This is a genomic window from Roseibium salinum (genome assembly GCF_026240905.1).
Classification (GTDB): domain Bacteria; phylum Pseudomonadota; class Alphaproteobacteria; order Rhizobiales; family Stappiaceae; genus Roseibium; species Roseibium salinum.
On sequence record NZ_JAPEVI010000003.1, the window covers coordinates 2,693,890 to 2,710,699 of the forward strand.

The 16,810-nt window shown below is 61.8% G+C and carries 15 protein-coding genes; 7 read left to right on the plus strand and 8 right to left on the minus strand.

What is annotated here, in order from left to right; genetic code table 11:
- Nucleotides 1–35: 35 nt before the first annotated feature.
- The 3 genes from ON753_RS17050 to ON753_RS17060 form a co-directional block, all read right to left on the minus strand.
- Nucleotides 36–335 (minus strand): DUF2849 domain-containing protein, encoded by a 300-nt coding sequence (locus ON753_RS17050; RefSeq protein ID WP_265963807.1) that lies wholly within the window; start codon nt 333–335, stop codon nt 36–38.
- Nucleotides 336–356: 21 nt separating this feature from the next.
- The gene (cysG, locus tag ON753_RS17055) at nt 357–1,820 is read right to left on the minus strand and encodes a siroheme synthase CysG (RefSeq protein ID WP_265963808.1); all 1,464 of its coding nucleotides are present in this window, start codon (nt 1,818–1,820) and stop codon (nt 357–359) included.
- Nucleotides 1,821–2,117: 297 nt separating this feature from the next.
- A complete protein-coding gene (locus ON753_RS17060; protein ID WP_265963809.1) occupies nt 2,118–3,284 on the minus strand; it encodes an acetyl-CoA acetyltransferase in 1,167 nt (388 codons plus the stop codon).
- Between the two features lie 563 nt (nt 3,285–3,847).
- Between ON753_RS17060 and ON753_RS17065 the strand changes: the two genes are divergently transcribed.
- Nucleotides 3,848–5,518, plus strand: coding sequence for an alpha-glucosidase (locus tag ON753_RS17065; protein WP_265963810.1), 1,671 nt, complete (start codon nt 3,848–3,850; stop codon nt 5,516–5,518).
- 132 nt (nt 5,519–5,650) lie between these two features.
- Nucleotides 5,651–6,460: a glycosyltransferase family 2 protein gene (locus ON753_RS17070; RefSeq protein ID WP_265963811.1), complete on the plus strand. Its 810-nt coding sequence runs from the start codon at nt 5,651–5,653 to the stop codon at nt 6,458–6,460.
- Between the two features lie 39 nt (nt 6,461–6,499).
- On the opposite strand, the gene ON753_RS17075 is transcribed toward ON753_RS17070, so the two are convergent.
- Nucleotides 6,500–7,690 (minus strand): HD domain-containing phosphohydrolase, encoded by a 1,191-nt coding sequence (locus tag ON753_RS17075; RefSeq protein WP_265963812.1) that lies wholly within the window; start codon nt 7,688–7,690, stop codon nt 6,500–6,502.
- Nucleotides 7,691–7,871: 181 nt separating this feature from the next.
- On the opposite strand from ON753_RS17075, the gene ON753_RS17080 reads away from it, so the two are divergent.
- The gene (locus ON753_RS17080) at nt 7,872–9,095 is read left to right on the plus strand and encodes a TIGR03862 family flavoprotein (RefSeq protein ID WP_265963813.1); all 1,224 of its coding nucleotides are present in this window, start codon (nt 7,872–7,874) and stop codon (nt 9,093–9,095) included.
- Nucleotides 9,092–9,553 (plus strand): YaiI/YqxD family protein, encoded by a 462-nt coding sequence (locus ON753_RS17085; protein ID WP_265963814.1) that lies wholly within the window; start codon nt 9,092–9,094, stop codon nt 9,551–9,553. The genes ON753_RS17080 and ON753_RS17085 overlap by 4 nt, the downstream gene beginning before the upstream one ends.
- Before the next feature lie 141 nt (nt 9,554–9,694).
- Here the strand turns inward: ON753_RS17085 and ON753_RS17090 are convergent, their stop codons facing one another.
- Entirely contained in the window at nt 9,695–10,084 is a 390-nt protein-coding gene (locus tag ON753_RS17090) for a BA14K family protein (protein ID WP_377047372.1), read from the minus strand.
- A gap of 642 nt (nt 10,085–10,726) precedes the next feature.
- Here ON753_RS17090 and ON753_RS17095 point away from each other — a divergent pair.
- On the plus strand, nt 10,727–10,939 hold the full coding sequence (locus ON753_RS17095; RefSeq protein ID WP_141188395.1) for a cold-shock protein: 213 nt from the start codon (nt 10,727–10,729) through the stop codon (nt 10,937–10,939).
- Between the two features lie 117 nt (nt 10,940–11,056).
- Here the strand turns inward: ON753_RS17095 and choV are convergent, their stop codons facing one another.
- The 3 genes from choV to ON753_RS17110 form a co-directional block, all read right to left on the minus strand.
- Nucleotides 11,057–12,100: a choline ABC transporter ATP-binding protein gene (gene choV, locus ON753_RS17100; RefSeq protein WP_265963815.1), complete on the minus strand. Its 1,044-nt coding sequence runs from the start codon at nt 12,098–12,100 to the stop codon at nt 11,057–11,059.
- Nucleotides 12,097–12,939, minus strand: a complete 843-nt coding sequence (gene choW / locus ON753_RS17105; RefSeq protein ID WP_265963816.1) for a choline ABC transporter permease subunit — start codon at nt 12,937–12,939, stop codon at nt 12,097–12,099. The genes choV and choW overlap by 4 nt, the downstream gene beginning before the upstream one ends.
- A 179-nt stretch (nt 12,940–13,118) precedes the next feature.
- Entirely contained in the window at nt 13,119–14,021 is a 903-nt protein-coding gene (locus tag ON753_RS17110; RefSeq protein ID WP_377047371.1) for a choline ABC transporter substrate-binding protein, read from the minus strand.
- Nucleotides 14,022–14,451: 430 nt separating this feature from the next.
- On the opposite strand from ON753_RS17110, the gene betI reads away from it, so the two are divergent.
- On the plus strand, nt 14,452–15,054 hold the full coding sequence (betI, locus tag ON753_RS17115; RefSeq protein WP_265963818.1) for a transcriptional regulator BetI: 603 nt from the start codon (nt 14,452–14,454) through the stop codon (nt 15,052–15,054).
- 58 nt (nt 15,055–15,112) lie between these two features.
- Nucleotides 15,113–16,771 (plus strand): choline dehydrogenase, encoded by a 1,659-nt coding sequence (gene betA, locus ON753_RS17120; protein WP_265963819.1) that lies wholly within the window; start codon nt 15,113–15,115, stop codon nt 16,769–16,771.
- The last annotated feature ends 39 nt before the right edge of the window (nt 16,772–16,810 follow it).

The following is a 16,810-nucleotide window of genomic DNA, read 5'->3' on the forward strand; positions in this document are numbered from 1 at the left end:
CAAAGTGATCCGGCGCTGCCCTTCTGGTCCTTGAATTACGCGGAAACGGCCTGGGCCTGCTTGCCCAGATTCAGATGGGTGGTCGGCCCGGTGGCACGGATCTTTTCGCGCAGGCGCACGGGAACGATGACCCCGTCCTCGACCGTCACGTCCATTTCATAGACGCCGACGACTTCCTGCCGGCTTTCGGCCTCAGCGCCGATGGCCAGGCCCTCGGCCACGGCTTCCTTGCCCTCGAATATCCTGGCGAGGGTGATGCGCTCGACCCAGGTGCCGCTTTCCCCGAGCCAGACAACATCGCCTTTCAAAAGGCGGTTGGCGGTAATGACTTTCATCGCGTCCACTCTCACTTACTCTCAGGCGGCTGCGAACCGGGCCGCGTCACGCGGTGCCAGCGGTTCAGCCTTGACCAGGGCGGCATGGCCGACGGCCTCGCCGATCACGATCAGAACCGGGCCGTCGATCTCGTCGCGGTTCGAAAGAACCGCCAGATCGGAAAGGGACCCGGCAAACTGGCGTTCGTACGGATGCGCCGCGTTTTCGATCACGGCGACCGGGGTTGAAGGTGCGAGGCCGGCCCCGATCAGGTTTTCCGCAACGGCGGCGGCCACGGTGCGGCCCATATAGACGGCAACCGTCGCACCCTTCAGCGCAAGGCCCGCCCAGTCGGGCAGCGTTTCGGATTTGGCATTATGGCCGGTCGCAAAGACCAGGTTGGAGGCGACCCCGCGCAGGGTTAGCGGAATTTGCGCCGAAGCCGCAGCGGCGAAGGCTGCTGTCACGCCGGGCACGATTTCAAAGCCAATTCCCCCGGCGCGGAGCGCCTCCATTTCTTCCGCGGCCCGGCCGAAGATCATCGGATCCCCGGCTTTCAGGCGCACGACTTTCAGACCCTTGCCGCCCAGCTCGACCAGCAGCTTGCAGATTTCGGATTGCGGAACGGAATGCGCGCCCTTGCGCTTGCCGACGGAAATGCGTTCGGCATCGCGCCGGCCCATGGCAACCACATCGGCCGGAACCAGTGCGTCATGAACAATGACGTCGGCTTCCTGAAGCAGGCGCTGCGCGCGCAGCGTCAGCAGGTCTTCCGCCCCCGGACCGGCGCCGACCAGCCAGACGAAGCCCGCGTCCCCCGCCATGCCGTTGAGCAGGCGCTGCGCCTCGGAGCGGGCGGCACCGGCCTTGCCGGCGTAGAGATTGGCGGCAACGGAACCGGAAAAGAAGCGGGCCCAGAACGTCCGGCGCAAACCGTCGTCCGGGATCACCCGGGCGGCCGCCTCGCGGAAGCTTTCGGCCAGGCGTGCCAGCTCGCCCGTCGCACGCGGCAGCATGGCTTCGATGCGCGCACGGATATGGCGGGAGAGCACCGGCCCGACGCCGGTGGAGGTGATGGCAACCGCGATGGGCGCCCGGTTGACCAGCGCGCCGGTGTAGAAATCGCAGAGGTCGGGTTTGTCGACCGCATTGACCGGCACGCCGGCCGCCCGGGCGGCATCGGCGACGGACTTGTCGAGGTCCCAGTCTTCGCGCGCGGAAAAGACCAGCGCGGCGCCTTCGAGGTGCGCAGGAAGGAACGCTTCGGCGACGTGCTCGGCTTCGAAGAGATCGATCGCCTTTTGCAGGGGCGGTTCGACCGTTTCGGAAACGACCGTGATGCGGGCATTGGTTTCGCCCAGCAGGCGAACCTTGGCGGCGGCTTCCGCGCCATGACCGACGACCAGCACCTTTCGGCCGGCGACCTTCATGAAGGCCGGAAACACGTCCAGCCGGGCATCCGGCTTTTTCAGTGTCTTCGCAATGTCTTCACGGCGCCCGGCCATCTTGAGGGTCTCCAATCCCAGTGTGATGGCTCTAATGTAACGATCAGCCCAGCCGAGCGCCGGGCACCGGATTTCAAAGCTTTGCGAATATGCGGAATAGTTTTTTGTGATTGATCTGTTTGACCAATAGCCATTCCCGGAGGACTGGCTTCCCACCGGCAATTGGAAATTTCATGCTAATCGGCGCGCAGGAGGAGGAACCGGACTGGTTGTATCCGGACGGTCGATAACAAGAAGCCCGGGCCGCCAAAAAACCGGTCCGGGCTGCTGTTCAGAATACGATCCTAAAACAAGGCGTTACTTCATCGCCTGCAGTACGGAGACATAGTTGGCCACGGCCGCGCCGCCCATGTTGAAGATGCCGCCGATTTCCGCGTTCTTTACCTGAATGTCGCCGGCCGAACCGGTGAGCTGCATGGCGGTGAGCACGTGCATGGAGACGCCGGTCGCGCCGATCGGGTGGCCCTTGGCCTTGAGGCCGCCGGAGGGATTGACCGGAAGCTTGCCGTCCATTTCGGTCCAGCCTTCCAGGACCGCACGGGAGCCCTCGCCTTCCCTGGTCAGGCCCATGGCTTCGTATTCGATCAGTTCGGCGATCGTGAAACAGTCATGGGTTTCGACGAAGCTCAGGTCTTCCAGCGCCAGGTTGGCATCGCCCAGGGCTTCGCCCCAGGCCTTTGAGCAACCTTCGAATTTCAGGATGTCGCGCTTGGACATCGGCAGGAAATCCTGCACATGCGCCAGGCCGCGGAAGGCGACTGCCTTCTTCATGCCGAGGGCCGTCGCCGGATCGGTCAGGACCAGCGCGGCGGCACCGTCGGAGACCAGCGAGCAGTCGGTGCGCTTGAGGGGACCGGCCACGAACGGGTTCTTGTCGCTTTCGGCGCGGCAGAAGTCGAAGCCCAGGTCCTTGCGCATCTGCGCATAAGGATTGCCGACGCCGTTCTTGTGGTTCTTGGCTGCAATCCGCGCCAGCGCGTCGGACTGGTCGCCGTATTTCTGGAAATAGGCGTCGGCGATCTTGCCGAAGACGCCGGCAAAGCCGGCGGGAATGTCGCCTTCTTCCTTGAGATAGGAGGCTTTCAGCAGGTTCTTGCCGATTTCCGGTCCGGGCGTCGTGGTCATCTGCTCGACGCCGACGACCAGAACGAAGCGGGCATCGCCGGATGCGATGGCGCGCACGCCCTGATGAACCGCGGCGGATCCGGTCGCGCAGGCATTTTCCACGCGCGTAGCCGGCTTGAACCTCAGGGCCGGGTCGGCCTGAAGAACGAGCGACGCCGTGAAGTCCTGGGCGGAGAACCCCGCATTGAAATGGCCGAGAAGGATCTCGTCCACGTCTTCCGGCGAAATGCCGGCATCGTGAATGGCCTCGCTCGCCGCGTTGACGATCATGCTCTCGACAGTTTCCTCGGCATGTTTGCCGAAGGGCAAATGCGCCCACCCCACCATGGCTGCAGTCATGACATTTCCTCCAGTTCACTTTCCTGCAAGGTGGTAACCTCGGCCGGCAAGTCCAGGGGCCGGATCGCCGTTCGTGAAATTCCACCTCGCGAAACGTCAGTTGGGAATGACAGTCCCAGCTTCGATGCTGCTTTGCAAGAGGAAATTGACCTTTACGTAATAACTTTATAGTTTCACCTTTTATTATAAATAGTTATATCCATAACCACTGGCGCAAAATCGACGATCGTTCAACCCTGATTTACGCAATGCGGCAGGGACCCGCGTCGATTTCACGTTCCGGCGTTTTCCGCTTCACGTCCTTGTCACGATGGCGGTGTATAAAGGATTCGTTCCGGACAAAATCGTGTTTCGAGATTTTTCAGTAGCTCCGCCGGTCCTGCCCTGCAGGACCGGCTTTTGCGTTTCGCCGCCTCTTTGGGGAACGCAAGGCGCAGCAGTTCGATTAACATTTCAAACGGAAAACCTTTGCAGGTCACTTGACCTTGGGACTTGCCGCATATAGCGATTCAAAGCGCTTTGAAGCGCTGTCAGACGCCCGAGAGGCGAAGCGGAGACGGGGAATGTTCGAAGAAGCCGAAACGGGCCTGGAGACTGAAATGCCGGTGAAAATGGCCAAGGACCCGGACTGGTGGCGTGGTGCCGTGATCTACCAGATCTATCCGCGCTCCTTCAACGATACCAATGGTGATGGTATCGGCGACCTGAACGGCGTGTGCGAGCGCATGGACTATATCTCCTCGCTCGGCGTGGACGCGATCTGGCTCTCGCCCTTCTTCACCTCGCCGATGGACGATTTCGGCTATGATGTTTCCGACTATGAAGACGTCGATCCGATGTTCGGCACCCTGGCGGATTTCGACCGGATGATCGCGGCCGCCCATGAGCGCGGCCTCAAGGTGATGATCGATCTCGTCATCTCGCACACATCCGACCAGCATCCCTGGTTCAAGGAAAGCCGGTCATCGAAGAACAACGACAAGGCCGACTGGTACGTGTGGGCCGATGCAAGGGCGGACGGCACGCCGCCGACCAACTGGCTCTCCCTGTTCGGCGGATCGGCCTGGGAGTGGGACAGCAGCCGCTGCCAGTACTACATGCACAACTTCCTGGCCAGCCAGCCGGACCTGAACTTCCATAACTGGGAAGTGCAGGATGCGGTGCTGTCCGCGGCCCGTTTCTGGCTTGAACGGGGCGTCGACGGGTTCCGCCTGGACACGGTGAATTTCTATTTCCACGACGCCCGGCTGCGGGACAATCCGCCGCTGAGCACTACCGAAGTGCCGACCACCGTCGATCCGACCAACCCTTACGCCTATCAGGACCACCTCTATGACAAGACCCAGCCGGAAAACCTTGTCTTCCTGGAAAGACTGAGGGCGCTGCTCGATCAATATCCGGGCACGACCTCCGTCGGCGAAATCGGTGCCGACGGCCAGGCCGTGGAGCTGACCGCCTCCTACACGGAAGCCGACAAGCGCATCCACATGGCCTACAGTTTCGAGCTGCTGACGCCGCAGTGTTCGGCCGGATATATCCGCGGCTGCGTGCAGAACATGAACGGCGGGATCGGATCCGGCTGGGCCAGCTGGGCCCTGTCCAATCACGATGTCCCCCGTGTGGCCAGCCGCTGGGGCGAAGGTCTGGACATTGCAAGATTTGCACCGCTGGAAACGGCTCTGTGCGCCTGCCTGCGCGGCACGCCCTGCCTTTACCAGGGCGAGGAGCTTGGTCTCAGACAGGCAGACGTCCCGTTCGAAAAGCTCCAGGATCCCTACGGCATCCGCTTCTGGCCGAAATACAAGGGCCGCGACGGCTGCCGCACGCCGATCCCGTGGGCCAAGGACCAGCCCAATGGCGGCTTTTCCGATGCCGAGCCCTGGCTGCCGGTTGCCCCGGAGCACCTGGAGCAGGCCGTCGACGAACAGGAAAAGGACGAGGCCTCGGTTCTCAATCGCAACCGGGCTTTCTATGCCTGGCGGCAAGGTCAGAACGCGCTGAAGAAAGGCGACATGACCTTCCTCGATAGCCCGGGAGAAACATTGGTGTTCACCCGCAGCTTTGACGGCGAGACAGTGCTGTGCGCCTTCAATCTGGGCGATGCTCAGGAGACCTTCACTCTCGAGGAACTTACCCTTGAGAACCTGAATGCGCCCGGTTTCACCGGCACGGTCGGCGGCAACAGCATCACACTGGACGGTCTGGACGCTTTGTTTGCCAGGGTAAAATCCTGATTTCCACCCTTCCAAACATCTTTCGGCGCGGCGACAGCGTTTCCCGATCAATGGTTCAATTTGATCGGGAAAGGCTCTAAATAGTCGCGCCGGACCTGTTCCGGCGGTCAAACAACCAACGCCGGACATCCGATGACAGACCGCCTGCCGCTTTCCGCCTTCATTATCGCCAGGAACGAAGCCGACCGGATTGCGCGGCCGATCGAAAGCGTCAGGGGATGGGTCGACGAGGTTGTCGTCATCGACAGCGGCTCGACCGACGGGACGATTGCGGTCGCCGAGCGCCTCGGGGCGAAGGTGGTTCACAACGAGTGGGCGGGATACGGTCCGCAGAAACGCTTCGGTGAGGACCAGTGCCGCAACGACTGGCTTCTCAACCTGGACGCCGACGAGGAAGTCACGCCGGAACTGGCGGCTGAAATCCGGGCGAAGTTCGCCGACGGAAGCTATCGGGAGGCCGATGGCTGGCGCATCATGATCCGCGACATGTATGCCCACGAGAATGCCCCGGCGCCCTGGGCTTACGGCTATCACCAGATCCGTCTTTACGACCGGCGCCAGGGCCGGTTCTCGGACTCCATCGTGCATGACACGGTCCGGCCCGAGGAAGGCGCGAAAATCGCGAACCTCTCCGGGATCATGGCGCACCGCTCGATCCGTTCGCTGGATTTTCAGGTTTCCAAATACAACCGCTACTCGGCCGTGCAGGTGGAGGACATGCGCGTCCGGGGCCGCAAACTGCCCCGCAGCCGCCTTCTGACGGAATTTCCGGTGAGCTTCTTCAAGGCCTATTTTGTGCGAAAGTACCGCAAATACGGCTGGTGGGGCCTGATCCTGTCGATGAACTACGCCCACGCCCGTTTCCTGCGCGTGGCGAAGGCGTATGAGGCGGAACTCCTTCAGCGGAACGGAAGACCGAAGGATGCGGGCCCACAGACTTGAGTGCACCGGCGGCAAGCTGCAGGCCTTGCCCAACATGTCTCACGCGGTGCTGGTCATAACCTCTTCCGAGGGGTGACGTTCCACGCGGATCGGCTGGCGCACGCCCGAGGTCTGGTGGAAATGCTCGAGGCGACGGATCGTGGTCGGAGTCAGCGGGTGCCCGCGTGACAGGACGAGTTCGTGGCTGTTCTCCGTCAGGACGTCGTCGACCAGAACGTCGCCCGGCTGGAGCGAGCGGATGTGGCACTGGGCGATGAGCTTCTTCTTGCCCTCGGGGATGTCGTCCATCAGGGCCTCGCGGGCAATTTCCAGAAGCATCGGATCATATTTGCGCTTGTTGATCGTCAGGGCCTCGAAGGCGGCGGCATCCGGGCCGCCTTCCGGGCTCGCATGCCACAGGTCCGTCAGCAGCTTGATGATGCGGGCGACCATCGGAATGTCCTTGCCCCTGGGCCCGTCCTTCGGGAAACCGGAACCGTCAAAGCCGCGGGCGGACAGATAGAGGTACTCCGATACCCTTTCCAGCTGCGGAATGTTCTTCAGGAGTTCGCGGGTCTGCGCGGGAGACCTGTTGAGGATGTCCCGCTCCTGTTCCGTCAGGCTGCGGGCGGCGCGGTAGCGGGCGAGGATCTGTTTCGGCAGCAGCGCTTCGCCGAGCGGCGACAGCATCACCGCCATTTCCAATTCCCAGGTCTTTTTCATGCCCAGCCGTCTGGCCAGCTTGAGCGCCTGCTTGCGCACCGTTCCCGTTCGCCGGAAGGCTTCCGGGTGAAACAGGACCATCATGTCGATCAGGAGCTTCACCGAACCGGCGACCGTCCGCTCCAGGAGGGCGCGGTCCTTGGCCTGCTGGCGGTGATGGTTCAGCGCCGCTTCCATTGCAGCGGTGAGATCATTGGGCTGGCAGGGTTTTTCCAGGAAGAGGAAGGCATGGCCTTCGTTCAGGGCCCTCTTGACCGCCTCAATGGATTTCTCGCGCGTCAGCATGACCCTTGCGGCCTGCGGCAGGATGGTTTCGGCGACGCGGAAAAATGCCGCCCCGCCGCAGCCCGGCAGATTGTAGCAGGAAAAGATGACGGCAACGCCGTGATTTTGCCTCAGATAGGCAAGGGCTTCGTCTGAATCGGAAAAGCAGGCAATATCGAACCGTTCGCCGAACAGGCGCTGGAAGCCGGATTGTACATTCGGGTCCGGGTCCGCGACGACGATCAGGTCCGTGGGCTTGTCCATGCACGGGCTCCATTTGCGGCAAAGCAGGACCGATGGTGCACATGTCCCGCTTTCAACCTGAGAGGGATTTTCTCACAAGATCAATAACAAATGCTTGCAGGTTCTCTTGGGTCGGGGACGTGTTCCGGGGGCCCGCAATTCTGTGGTGGTCTTTTGTGGTTCCGCCGAATTATAAGACGCCATGCTTGATGTTCTGATTATCGGTGCCGGCCCGGCCGGACTCTACGCAGCGGACCGGCTCGCTGCCGAAGGATTGTCCGTCACGGTGGCCGACCGTATGTCCTCCCCGGCCAGGAAGTTCCTGATGGCGGGGCGGGGCGGCCTCAATCTGACCCACAGCGAAGAGCTCGACACGTTCCTCAGCCGCTACGGTGAGGCGGAGGCGTTTCTCGCGCCGATGATCCGCGACTTCCCGCCCGAGGCCGTAAGGGACTGGTGCCATCAACTCGGCGAGGAGACCTTTGTCGGCAGCAGCGGCCGGGTCTTTCCCAGGTCCATGAAGGCATCGCCCCTGCTGCGGGCCTGGCTGCGCCGGTTGGAAAACAACGGTGTGAGACTGATGACACGGCACGGTTTCGAGGGGCTTTCCGAGGACGGAACGGCGCTCATCCGGCCCGAGGCGGGGCTGCCTATCGCCCTCCCCGCCCGTGCCGTTCTGCTCGCCCTCGGCGGGGCGAGCTGGCCGAAGCTCGGCTCCAATGCCGCATGGGTCCCGTACATGGAGGAAAGGAGCGTCCGGATCACACCCTTCCAGCCTGCCAATTGCGGATTTCAGGTCGCCTGGAGCGCGCTGATGAAGGAGCGGTTTGCCGGAACGCCGCTCAAGCGCATCGCATTGCGCCTCGGCGGAGATCCGGTCCTTGGGGAGGCTGTGGTTTCCGGGCAGGGCCTTGAAGGCGGTGCCGTCTACGCCCTTTCCGCGCAGATACGCGAGACAATCAACCGGCAGGGATCCGCGGACCTCCAGATCGACCTGCGCCCCGCCATGAGCGTTGAGGACCTGGTGCAGAAGCTGACGCAGCCGCGCGGCAAGAAATCCATGTCGACCTATCTCAGAAAGGTGCTCAATCTCCATCCGGTGGAACAGGCACTCCTGCGCGAAGCCGGACCGATCCCGCAGGATCCCGCCGCCCTTGCGGCCGGGATCAAGGCCATTCCGCTGAGGTGCGAGGCGCCATATGCCATCGACCGGGCGATTTCATCCGCCGGCGGCATATCCCTTGAGGAAGTGGATGACGCTCTGATGCTCCGGAAACTGCCCGGCATCTTCACCGCCGGCGAAATGCTGGACTGGGAAGCGCCGACCGGCGGCTATCTGCTGCAGGCCTGCTTTGCTACGGCGCACAGGGCCGCGGCCGGCATTGCCGCCTATCTGAAGACCGGCGACGGAGTAGAGGCAAGATGACGGTGCTTTACGTGGATGCGGATGCATGTCCGGTGAAAAACGAGGCGATCCGGGTCGGCGAGCGGCACAAGGTGCCGATCAGGTTCGTGTCCAACAGCTGGATGCGCCTGCCCGAGGGCGAATTGATCGAGCGGGTCGTGGTCCCGGAAGGCCCCGATGAGGCCGACAACTGGATCGCGGAGCGGGCCGGCAAAGGCGACGTGGTGGTGACTGCCGACGTTCCGCTGGCTGCGCGCTGCGTGAAGAACGGCGCCCTTGTCCTCTCACACACCGGAAAGCCTTTCCGGGAAGAAGGCATCGGCATGCGCCTCGCCATGCGCGATCTGAACACGCATCTCCGGGAAACGGGCGAAATCCGGGAAGGCGGTCCGGCCTTCTCGAAGGGGGACCGGTCGCGTTTTCTCAATCAGCTGGAAACGGTCATGCGGGCGGCACGGCGGATGGCCGAAGACAAATGAACTCCCCGCAAGGCTGGGGAGGAAGGTCACCTTGCAGGGAGCAGCCGGATCTTACCGGCTTAAGATCGTCGGGATCGGTGGTCTTGCTTTCGTCCAGGAATGCATGAAGGCGACCGACCCCTGTTGATTAGGTACTCCGCATCACTGGCAGAAGCGATATTCACCGGAATAAGCTAGGAAATAGCCGCTATTCGGGTTGAACGACCGGTATTTGCGGCTGCAGTACTCATACCAGGCCGGGCTCCACGGGGCCGGCCGGTAGACGACCACCGGAGCGGGAGCCGGATAATAGGCCGGCGGAGCTGCGTAGACCGGAGGCGGCGGCGGCGCATAGTAACGCGGCTGTCCATAGTAGCGCGGCTGCGACAGTGCGGAACCGAGGATCGCACCCGCGGCCAGGCCGCCAGCGATACCAACCCCGACTTGCCAGCCTTCTGCGGCGTGTGCGGACTGGGTCTGTGTGGTCAGGGCTGCACCAGCAATCAATGCCAGCGCCGTTGTCGTGATTGCGATCTTCTTGAACATGTCTATGTCCGTTCGTGTCTGCGAGGCCATGCCGTCGCTTTAATTCATGAGAACCCTATCCCGGTTGCGTCACAAGCGTTGTGATCGAGGTCACAAGTTTGCGCTTTGAAAACCGGTCCTGAGCCTTTGCCGGTATTGTAGAAATCGAAAACGCTGGAATTGTGGCCCATTTTCAGACATTTCGTGGCAAGGAGGAAAACGGACATGGCCGGCCAGGCAGGATATCCGCCCGGCATCTCCGGTATCGCACCGCAAGCAGACAGCCGGGGCAACCAGCTTTTCTGGCCCGATGACATTCCGGCCTGAGGACCGCGGGCGGACCTCGGGATCCGTTCGGGCGAGGTTTTTGCGGTGCTCAGGAGGCTGGCGGCGTGCCGGAATCTCCCTGTTTTGTGCCGCTTGAAGCGCATGTTTGATAATCGTTCACATCTTTTACTTGCCGGTTGGCCCGCGGCGACCTACATTACCCGGCATCGGCACGCGTTGTGCCGTACGGGACATGACGTAGACCCGGTTAGACTGACTTCGGCAATGCTCCATCAAGCTTTGCTCTGAAATTCCAAGCTTTCCGTTTCTAATTGACTGCTCGTTTATCCGCGCTCTGACCGGGAACGGGCAGACGCACCCAACTGACGGAAAGGTTTCTCCATGCGTGAGAACGGCACCATTAAATTCTTCAACCACGACCGCGGCTTCGGCTTCATCACACCGGAAAACGGCGGCAAGGACGTGTTCGTCCACGTGACTGCTTTTGAGCAGGCCGGGATCGGAACGCCTGTTGAAGGTGCAAAGATTTCTTTCGTCGCTGAAGACGACCGCCGCGGCCGCGGCAAGCAGGCCGCTCAGCTCGAGCTGCTCTAAGCTTTGCAACCTTGTTTGCGACGGTTCGGCATCCAGCCTCACCCGGCGCGAACGACCTCATGAGAACGGGGCCCGAGGGCCCCGTTTTTTTTGACCGACGTCAAGCAGGGCTCCCGCTCAAAGCATGCAGTCCAGCAGTTCCCCTTCGCCAACCACGCCGACGATCTTGCCGTTTGACTGGATGACGATGGGCTCCGCACTGGACTTTTTCAGCTTGGCGACGTCCCGGACCGGGGTGTCGGCATCGCAGGTCAGGCCGTTTGCCAGGGACCCCGGCAGGCTGCCCGGCGGCACCATGATGTCTCGGGCACGCAGGACGTTCAGCGGGTTCATGTGGCTGACGAAGTCGGCCACATAGTCGTTGGCCGGTTTCTTGACGATTTCCTGCGGCGTGCCGAGCTGGATCACCCGTCCGCCATCCATGATCGCGATGCGCGAGCCGATCTTGGCCGCTTCATCCAGGTCGTGGCTGACGAAGATTATCGTCCGGTTCAATTCCTTCTGAAGATCCAGAAGCTCGTCCTGCAACTTGTCCCGGATCAGTGGATCGAGCGCCGAGAAAGGCTCGTCCATCAGGAGAAGCGGAGCATCGGTGGCAAAGGCACGGGCAAGGCCGACGCGCTGCTGCATGCCGCCGGACAACTCATGGACATATTTCTCGCCCCAGCCGGTGAGGCCGACCAGCTTCAGCTGCGCCTCGACCTTCGCGGCCCGTTCCTTGACCGGCATGCCCGCAAGCTCCAGCCCCAGTCCGACATTCTCGGCAACCGTGCGCCAGGGCAGAAGGCCGAACTGCTGAAACACCATGCCGATGCGGTGCCGGCGCAATTGCCTGAGGTCCTGCTCCGAACAGGTTTCGGGATTGACGTAACCCTGCCCGTCATGGACCTGGACTTCGCCCCGGATGACCGGATTGAGGCCGTTCACAGCCCTGAGCAGGGTCGACTTGCCGGATCCGGAAAGTCCCATCAGAACGAGGACCTCGCCTTCGTAGATGTCGAACGTGGCTCCGGTCACGCCGAGGATCTGATCGGTTTCGACCTTGATCTCCTGCCGGGTCTTGCCGGCATCGATCAGCGGCAGGGCCGATTGCGGGTTTTCACCGAAGACAATGTCGACATTCTTGAAGGAGACGATCGGTGATCTTTCCACTTCGCTCATCGCTTGCCTCCTTCACGTGTACGGAAGAACCGGTCGAGCACGATGGCGATCAGGACGATGCACACACCGGCTTCGAACCCCAATGCGACGTTAGCCGTATTGAGCGCGCGCAGGACCGGCACGCCGAGGCCGTCCGCGGCGACAAGAGCCGCAATCACCACCATCGACAGGGACAACATGATCGTTTGCGTGAGACCGGCCATGATCTGCGGCAGGGCGTAAGGCAACTCGATCTTCCACAGGAGCTGGGACTTGGTTGCTCCGAAGGCCTCGCCGGCTTCCAGGAGCGCGGTCGGTGTCGATGAGACGCCGAGCTGGGTCAGCCGGATTGGAGCGGGGATTGCGAAGATAACCGTTGCTATCAGGCCCGGCACCATGCCGAGGCCGAACAGGATGAGAGCCGGGATCAGATAGACGAAGGTCGGGAGCGTCTGCATCAGGTCGAGTATGGGACGCAGGACCGCATAAAACCGCGGTTTGTGGGCTGCAAGAACCCCCACAGGAACACCAACCGCCATGCACACCACGGAAGCCGCGATGACAAGGGCCAGTGTTTCGGTCGTCTGCTCCCAATAGCCCTGATTGATGATGAGAAGCAGCGAGATCGCCACCAGCACCATAAAGCCGATGGTACGGTGAACCACATAGGCCAATATCGTTACGATGGCGACCATGATCGGCGGATGGGGAGCCTGAAGAAGCCACAGGATTCCATCGATCAACGTCGCGAGAAAAGCAGAAATCCCGTCAAACACCCACGCAGCGTTTGCGGTCAGCCAATCGACAAGGGTTTCAGCCCAACGCCCGATCGGCAGCTTGTTGTCCGTCAGCCAGTTCAATCCGCCACCTCTTATTTCCATTGTTTGAAACGAAGACGCCGGCGCCGGATCGGCCTGTGTCCAGGTCGAATGAGCTGAACACAGGAAAGCAGATCGCTGGAGTGCTCGAGCATCTCATCCGCGTTCATCAGAACGCGAACGAGACGCTCGCGAGCCGGCGTCCCGAGAAGTTGCAGGTCTTAGAGGCCGAGCGCCTCTTTGACTGCCGGAACACTTTCGCCGCCGTCAAAGGTGGTTACGCCTTCCAGCCAGCTTTCGAAGGCTTCCGGATGCGCCTTCAGCCAGGCGGCAGCCGCCTTGTTCGGGTCCTGCCCGTCGTCCAGGATCGCGCCCATGATCTCGTTTTCCATCGCGAGCGAGAACTCGAGGTTTTCCAGGAGCTTGCCGACGTTCGGGCATTCCTCGGTATAGCCTGCGCGCACGTTCGTATAGACGGTGGCGCCGCCATAGTTCGGGCCGAAGACCTCGTCACCGCCTTCAAGATAGGCCATGTCGATATTCGCGTTCATCGGATGAGGCTCCCAGCCGAGGAAGACGATGTCGTTCTCGCGCCTGGCGGCACGCGATACCTGGGCCAGCATGCCCTGCTCGGACGACTCGACCACGTCGAAGCCCTCAAGGCCGAAGGTGTTTTGATCGATCATCTCGATGATCAGACGGTTGCCGTCGTTGCCCGGCTCGATGCCGTAGATCTTGCCGTCCAGCTCGTCCTTGAACTTGGCGATATCCTGAAAGGACTTCAGCCCCTTGTCATAGGTGTATTGCGGCACGGCGAGGGTGTATTTCGCGCCTTCCAGGTTGGCGCGCACGGTTTCGACCGAACCGTCCTCACGGTATTTCTTGATGTCGCCTTCCATGGTTGGCATCCAGTTGCCGAGGAAGACGTCGATGTCCTTGTTCTTCAGGGATGCATAGGTCACCGGAACGGACAGGAGTTTGACGTCCGGCTCATAGCCGAGGGCTTCCAGGACCACCGAGGTGGCGGCCGTGGTGGCGGTGATATCGGTCCAGCCGACATCGGAGAAGCGCACGGTCTTGCAGCTCTCCGGATCGTTCGCGAGTGCGGCGGTGCCTGAAAGCATCAGCCCAAGCGCCAGACCTCCAGCGAGTTTCGCTGCGATATTCATGGATATACCTCCTTCGGAAAGTTGATTATGGTTACGAATGGATGGAGCGTATAACGTTCCCGGCGTTTCAGCCTGTCATTTTTCTCCATCGACAATCTGCCCAGGTCCTGGTGAGGATTTGACCATTGTGCCGGCCTGGTCCGTCTCGAGCCAGCAAGAGCGCGAATGGCGCTGCATCCCGACCGGAATTGCGTGAGATCTGTTCAGGACAGGCCAATTTCTCATCCTGCACCGATCCTGAACAATTTCACGCGAACCGGCAAATTGGTTAGATCCTCACCATGACCCGGACACGATCCAAACATCTTGGACAGAATTTTGCAAGTTTTTGTTGATTGATTGATCAATTAAAAATAAGACTCGAGTAGTTCGACAGGAGATTGATATGCCGAAAGTCGGAATGGAGGCCGAAAGGCGACGGAGCCTTATCCACGCGACCGTCGATGCCATTCACGAGCATGGCTACAGCGACGTAACCATGGCGCAGATCGCAAAGCGCGCGGGCGTCTCCGGCGGCCTGGTACATCATTACTTCGGGTCGAAAGATCAATTACTTGCCGCGACCATGCGCCACCTGCTGACGGAGCTCGGGCGCGCCATCAGCGACGGGCTTTCCAGGGCGCAGACCCCGCGCGAACGGATCTCGGCAATCATTGAAGGCAACTTCGCCGTGGATCAGTTCCAGCCCGCGGTCATTGCGGCCTGGCTGGCCTTTTACGTGCAGTCCCGGACCACGCAAAACAACAAGCGCCTCTTGCGGGTCTATGCGTCCCGTCTGGCGTCCAACCTGACCTTCAACCTGCGGGCCTTCATGTCCCAGGCCGAGGCGCGCCGCGTCGCGGAAGGCACGGCTTCCATGATCGACGGCGTCTGGATCCGGCAGGCGCTCAGCGGCGCCAAGACGGACCGCAGCGCCGCGATCGGCATGGTCGAGGACTATGTGGAAACCCAGATCGCCGCACATCGCGGGCCGGATGCGGACCACTGATCGGCGCCGCGCGATCCGCCCCCGATCCGTTCAATCACAGTCTCGAGTGCACGACGTAATGACAGACCAGTTTGACTTCATCATCGTAGGCGCGGGTTCGGCCGGCTGCGCCATGGCGTACCGGCTTTCGGAAGACCCGGGAAACAGGGTGCTGGTGCTGGAATTCGGCGGCACGGATGCCGGGCCGCTGATCCAGATGCCGGCCGCCCTCTCCTATCCGATGAACATGGCCCTCTACGACTGGGGGCTTGAGAGCGAACCGGAGCCGCATCTGGGCGGACGGCGCCTGGCAACACCGCGCGGCAAGGTGATCGGCGGCTCTTCATCCATCAACGGCATGGTCTATGTACGCGGCCATGCCTGCGATTTCGACACCTGGGAAGAACTGGGCGCCTCCGACTGGGGCTACCGCCATGTGCTGCCCTATTACAAGCGCCTTGAAACCAGCCATGGCGGCCAGGAGGGCTGGCGCGGCACCGATGGACCGCTGCATGTCCAGCGCGGTACCGGCTGGAACCCGCTGTTCGACGCTTTCAAGCGCGCGGGCGAACAGGCCGGCTACGGCGTAACCGCCGATTACAACGGCGAACGCCAGGAAGGCTTCGCCGACATGGAAATGACGGTTCACAAGGGCCGGCGCTGGTCGGCCGCCAATGCCTATCTGAAACCCGCCCTCAAGCGCGGCAATCTGGAGCTGATCAAGGGCGCGCTGGTGCGCAAGGTGCTGATCGAGAACGGCCGCGCCGTCGGGGTGGAATTCGAGACCGGCGGCGAGATCCGCGAGGTGAAGGCAGGCCGCGAGGTCATCCTGGCGGCCTCGTCCATCAACTCGCCGAAGATCCTGATGCAGTCCGGCATCGGCCCGGCCGCACACCTTGCCGAAATGGGCATCGAGGTGGTTGCCGACCGGCCCGGCGTCGGCGCCAACCTGCAGGACCACCTGGAACTCTACCTGCAGCAGGCCTGCACCCAGCCGATCACGCTCTACAAGCACTGGAACCTCCTGTCCAAGGCAGTGATCGGGGCGCAATGGCTGTTTCTGAAACAGGGGCTGGGAGCCTCCAACCAGTTCGAAAGCTGCGCCTTCATCCGCTCCAAGCCCGGGGTCAGGTATCCGGACATCCAGTACCATTTCCTGCCCTTTGCCGTGCGATACGACGGCAAGGCGGCGGCCGAAGGCCACGGTTTCCAGGCCCATGTCGGGCCGATGCGCTCCAAGTCGCGCGGCCATGTGAAGCTGACCTCCAGCGATCCGCGCGCCAAGCCGTCCATCGTCTTCAACTACATGTCCCATGAAGAGGACTGGGAAGATTTCCGCACCTGCATCCGCCTGACGCGCGAGGTCTTCGCCCAGGAAGCCTTTGCGCCCTACCGGGGCAAGGAGATCCAGCCGGGTGACCAGGTGCAGAGCGATGAGGCGCTGGACGGCTTCATCCGCGAACATGTGGAAAGCGCCTACCATCCCTGCGGCACCTGCAAGATGGGCGCCAAGGACGATCCGATGGCCGTGGTCGATCCGCAGTGCCGGGTGATCGGGGTGGAGGGCCTGCGCGTCGCCGACAGTTCCATTTTCCCGCAGATCACCAATGGCAATCTCAACGCTCCGTCGATTATGGTGGGAGAAAAGGCCTCTGACCATATCCTCGGCAAGGATCCGCTGCCGGCCTCCAATCAGGAGCCGTGGATCCATCCGGACTGGGAAAGCAGTCAGCGCTAGACCACAAGCAGATCGAGCAATCATGAATACCCGGCCCGG

Excerpts from the sequence above, each read along its gene's own strand:
- ON753_RS17060 (WP_265963809.1), bottom strand. The coding sequence starts at position 3,284 with ATGACTGCAGCCATGGTGGGGTGGGCGCATTTGCCCTTCGGCAAACAT.
- ON753_RS17085 (WP_265963814.1), top strand. The coding sequence starts at position 9,092 with ATGACGGTGCTTTACGTGGATGCGGATGCATGTCCGGTGAAAAACGAG.
- betI (WP_265963818.1), top strand. The coding sequence starts at position 14,452 with ATGCCGAAAGTCGGAATGGAGGCCGAAAGGCGACGGAGCCTTATCCAC.
- betA (WP_265963819.1), top strand. The coding sequence starts at position 15,113 with ATGACAGACCAGTTTGACTTCATCATCGTAGGCGCGGGTTCGGCCGGC.
- cysG (WP_265963808.1), bottom strand. The coding sequence starts at position 1,820 with ATGGCCGGGCGCCGTGAAGACATTGCGAAGACACTGAAAAAGCCGGAT.
- ON753_RS17095 (WP_141188395.1), top strand. The coding sequence starts at position 10,727 with ATGCGTGAGAACGGCACCATTAAATTCTTCAACCACGACCGCGGCTTC.
- ON753_RS17075 (WP_265963812.1), bottom strand. The coding sequence starts at position 7,690 with ATGGACAAGCCCACGGACCTGATCGTCGTCGCGGACCCGGACCCGAAT.
- ON753_RS17080 (WP_265963813.1), top strand. The coding sequence starts at position 7,872 with ATGCTTGATGTTCTGATTATCGGTGCCGGCCCGGCCGGACTCTACGCA.
- ON753_RS17050 (WP_265963807.1), bottom strand. The coding sequence starts at position 335 with ATGAAAGTCATTACCGCCAACCGCCTTTTGAAAGGCGATGTTGTCTGG.
- ON753_RS17070 (WP_265963811.1), top strand. The coding sequence starts at position 5,651 with ATGACAGACCGCCTGCCGCTTTCCGCCTTCATTATCGCCAGGAACGAA.
- choV (WP_265963815.1), bottom strand. The coding sequence starts at position 12,100 with ATGAGCGAAGTGGAAAGATCACCGATCGTCTCCTTCAAGAATGTCGAC.
- ON753_RS17065 (WP_265963810.1), top strand. The coding sequence starts at position 3,848 with ATGTTCGAAGAAGCCGAAACGGGCCTGGAGACTGAAATGCCGGTGAAA.
- ON753_RS17110 (WP_377047371.1), bottom strand. The coding sequence starts at position 14,021 with ATGCTTTCAGGCACCGCCGCACTCGCGAACGATCCGGAGAGCTGCAAG.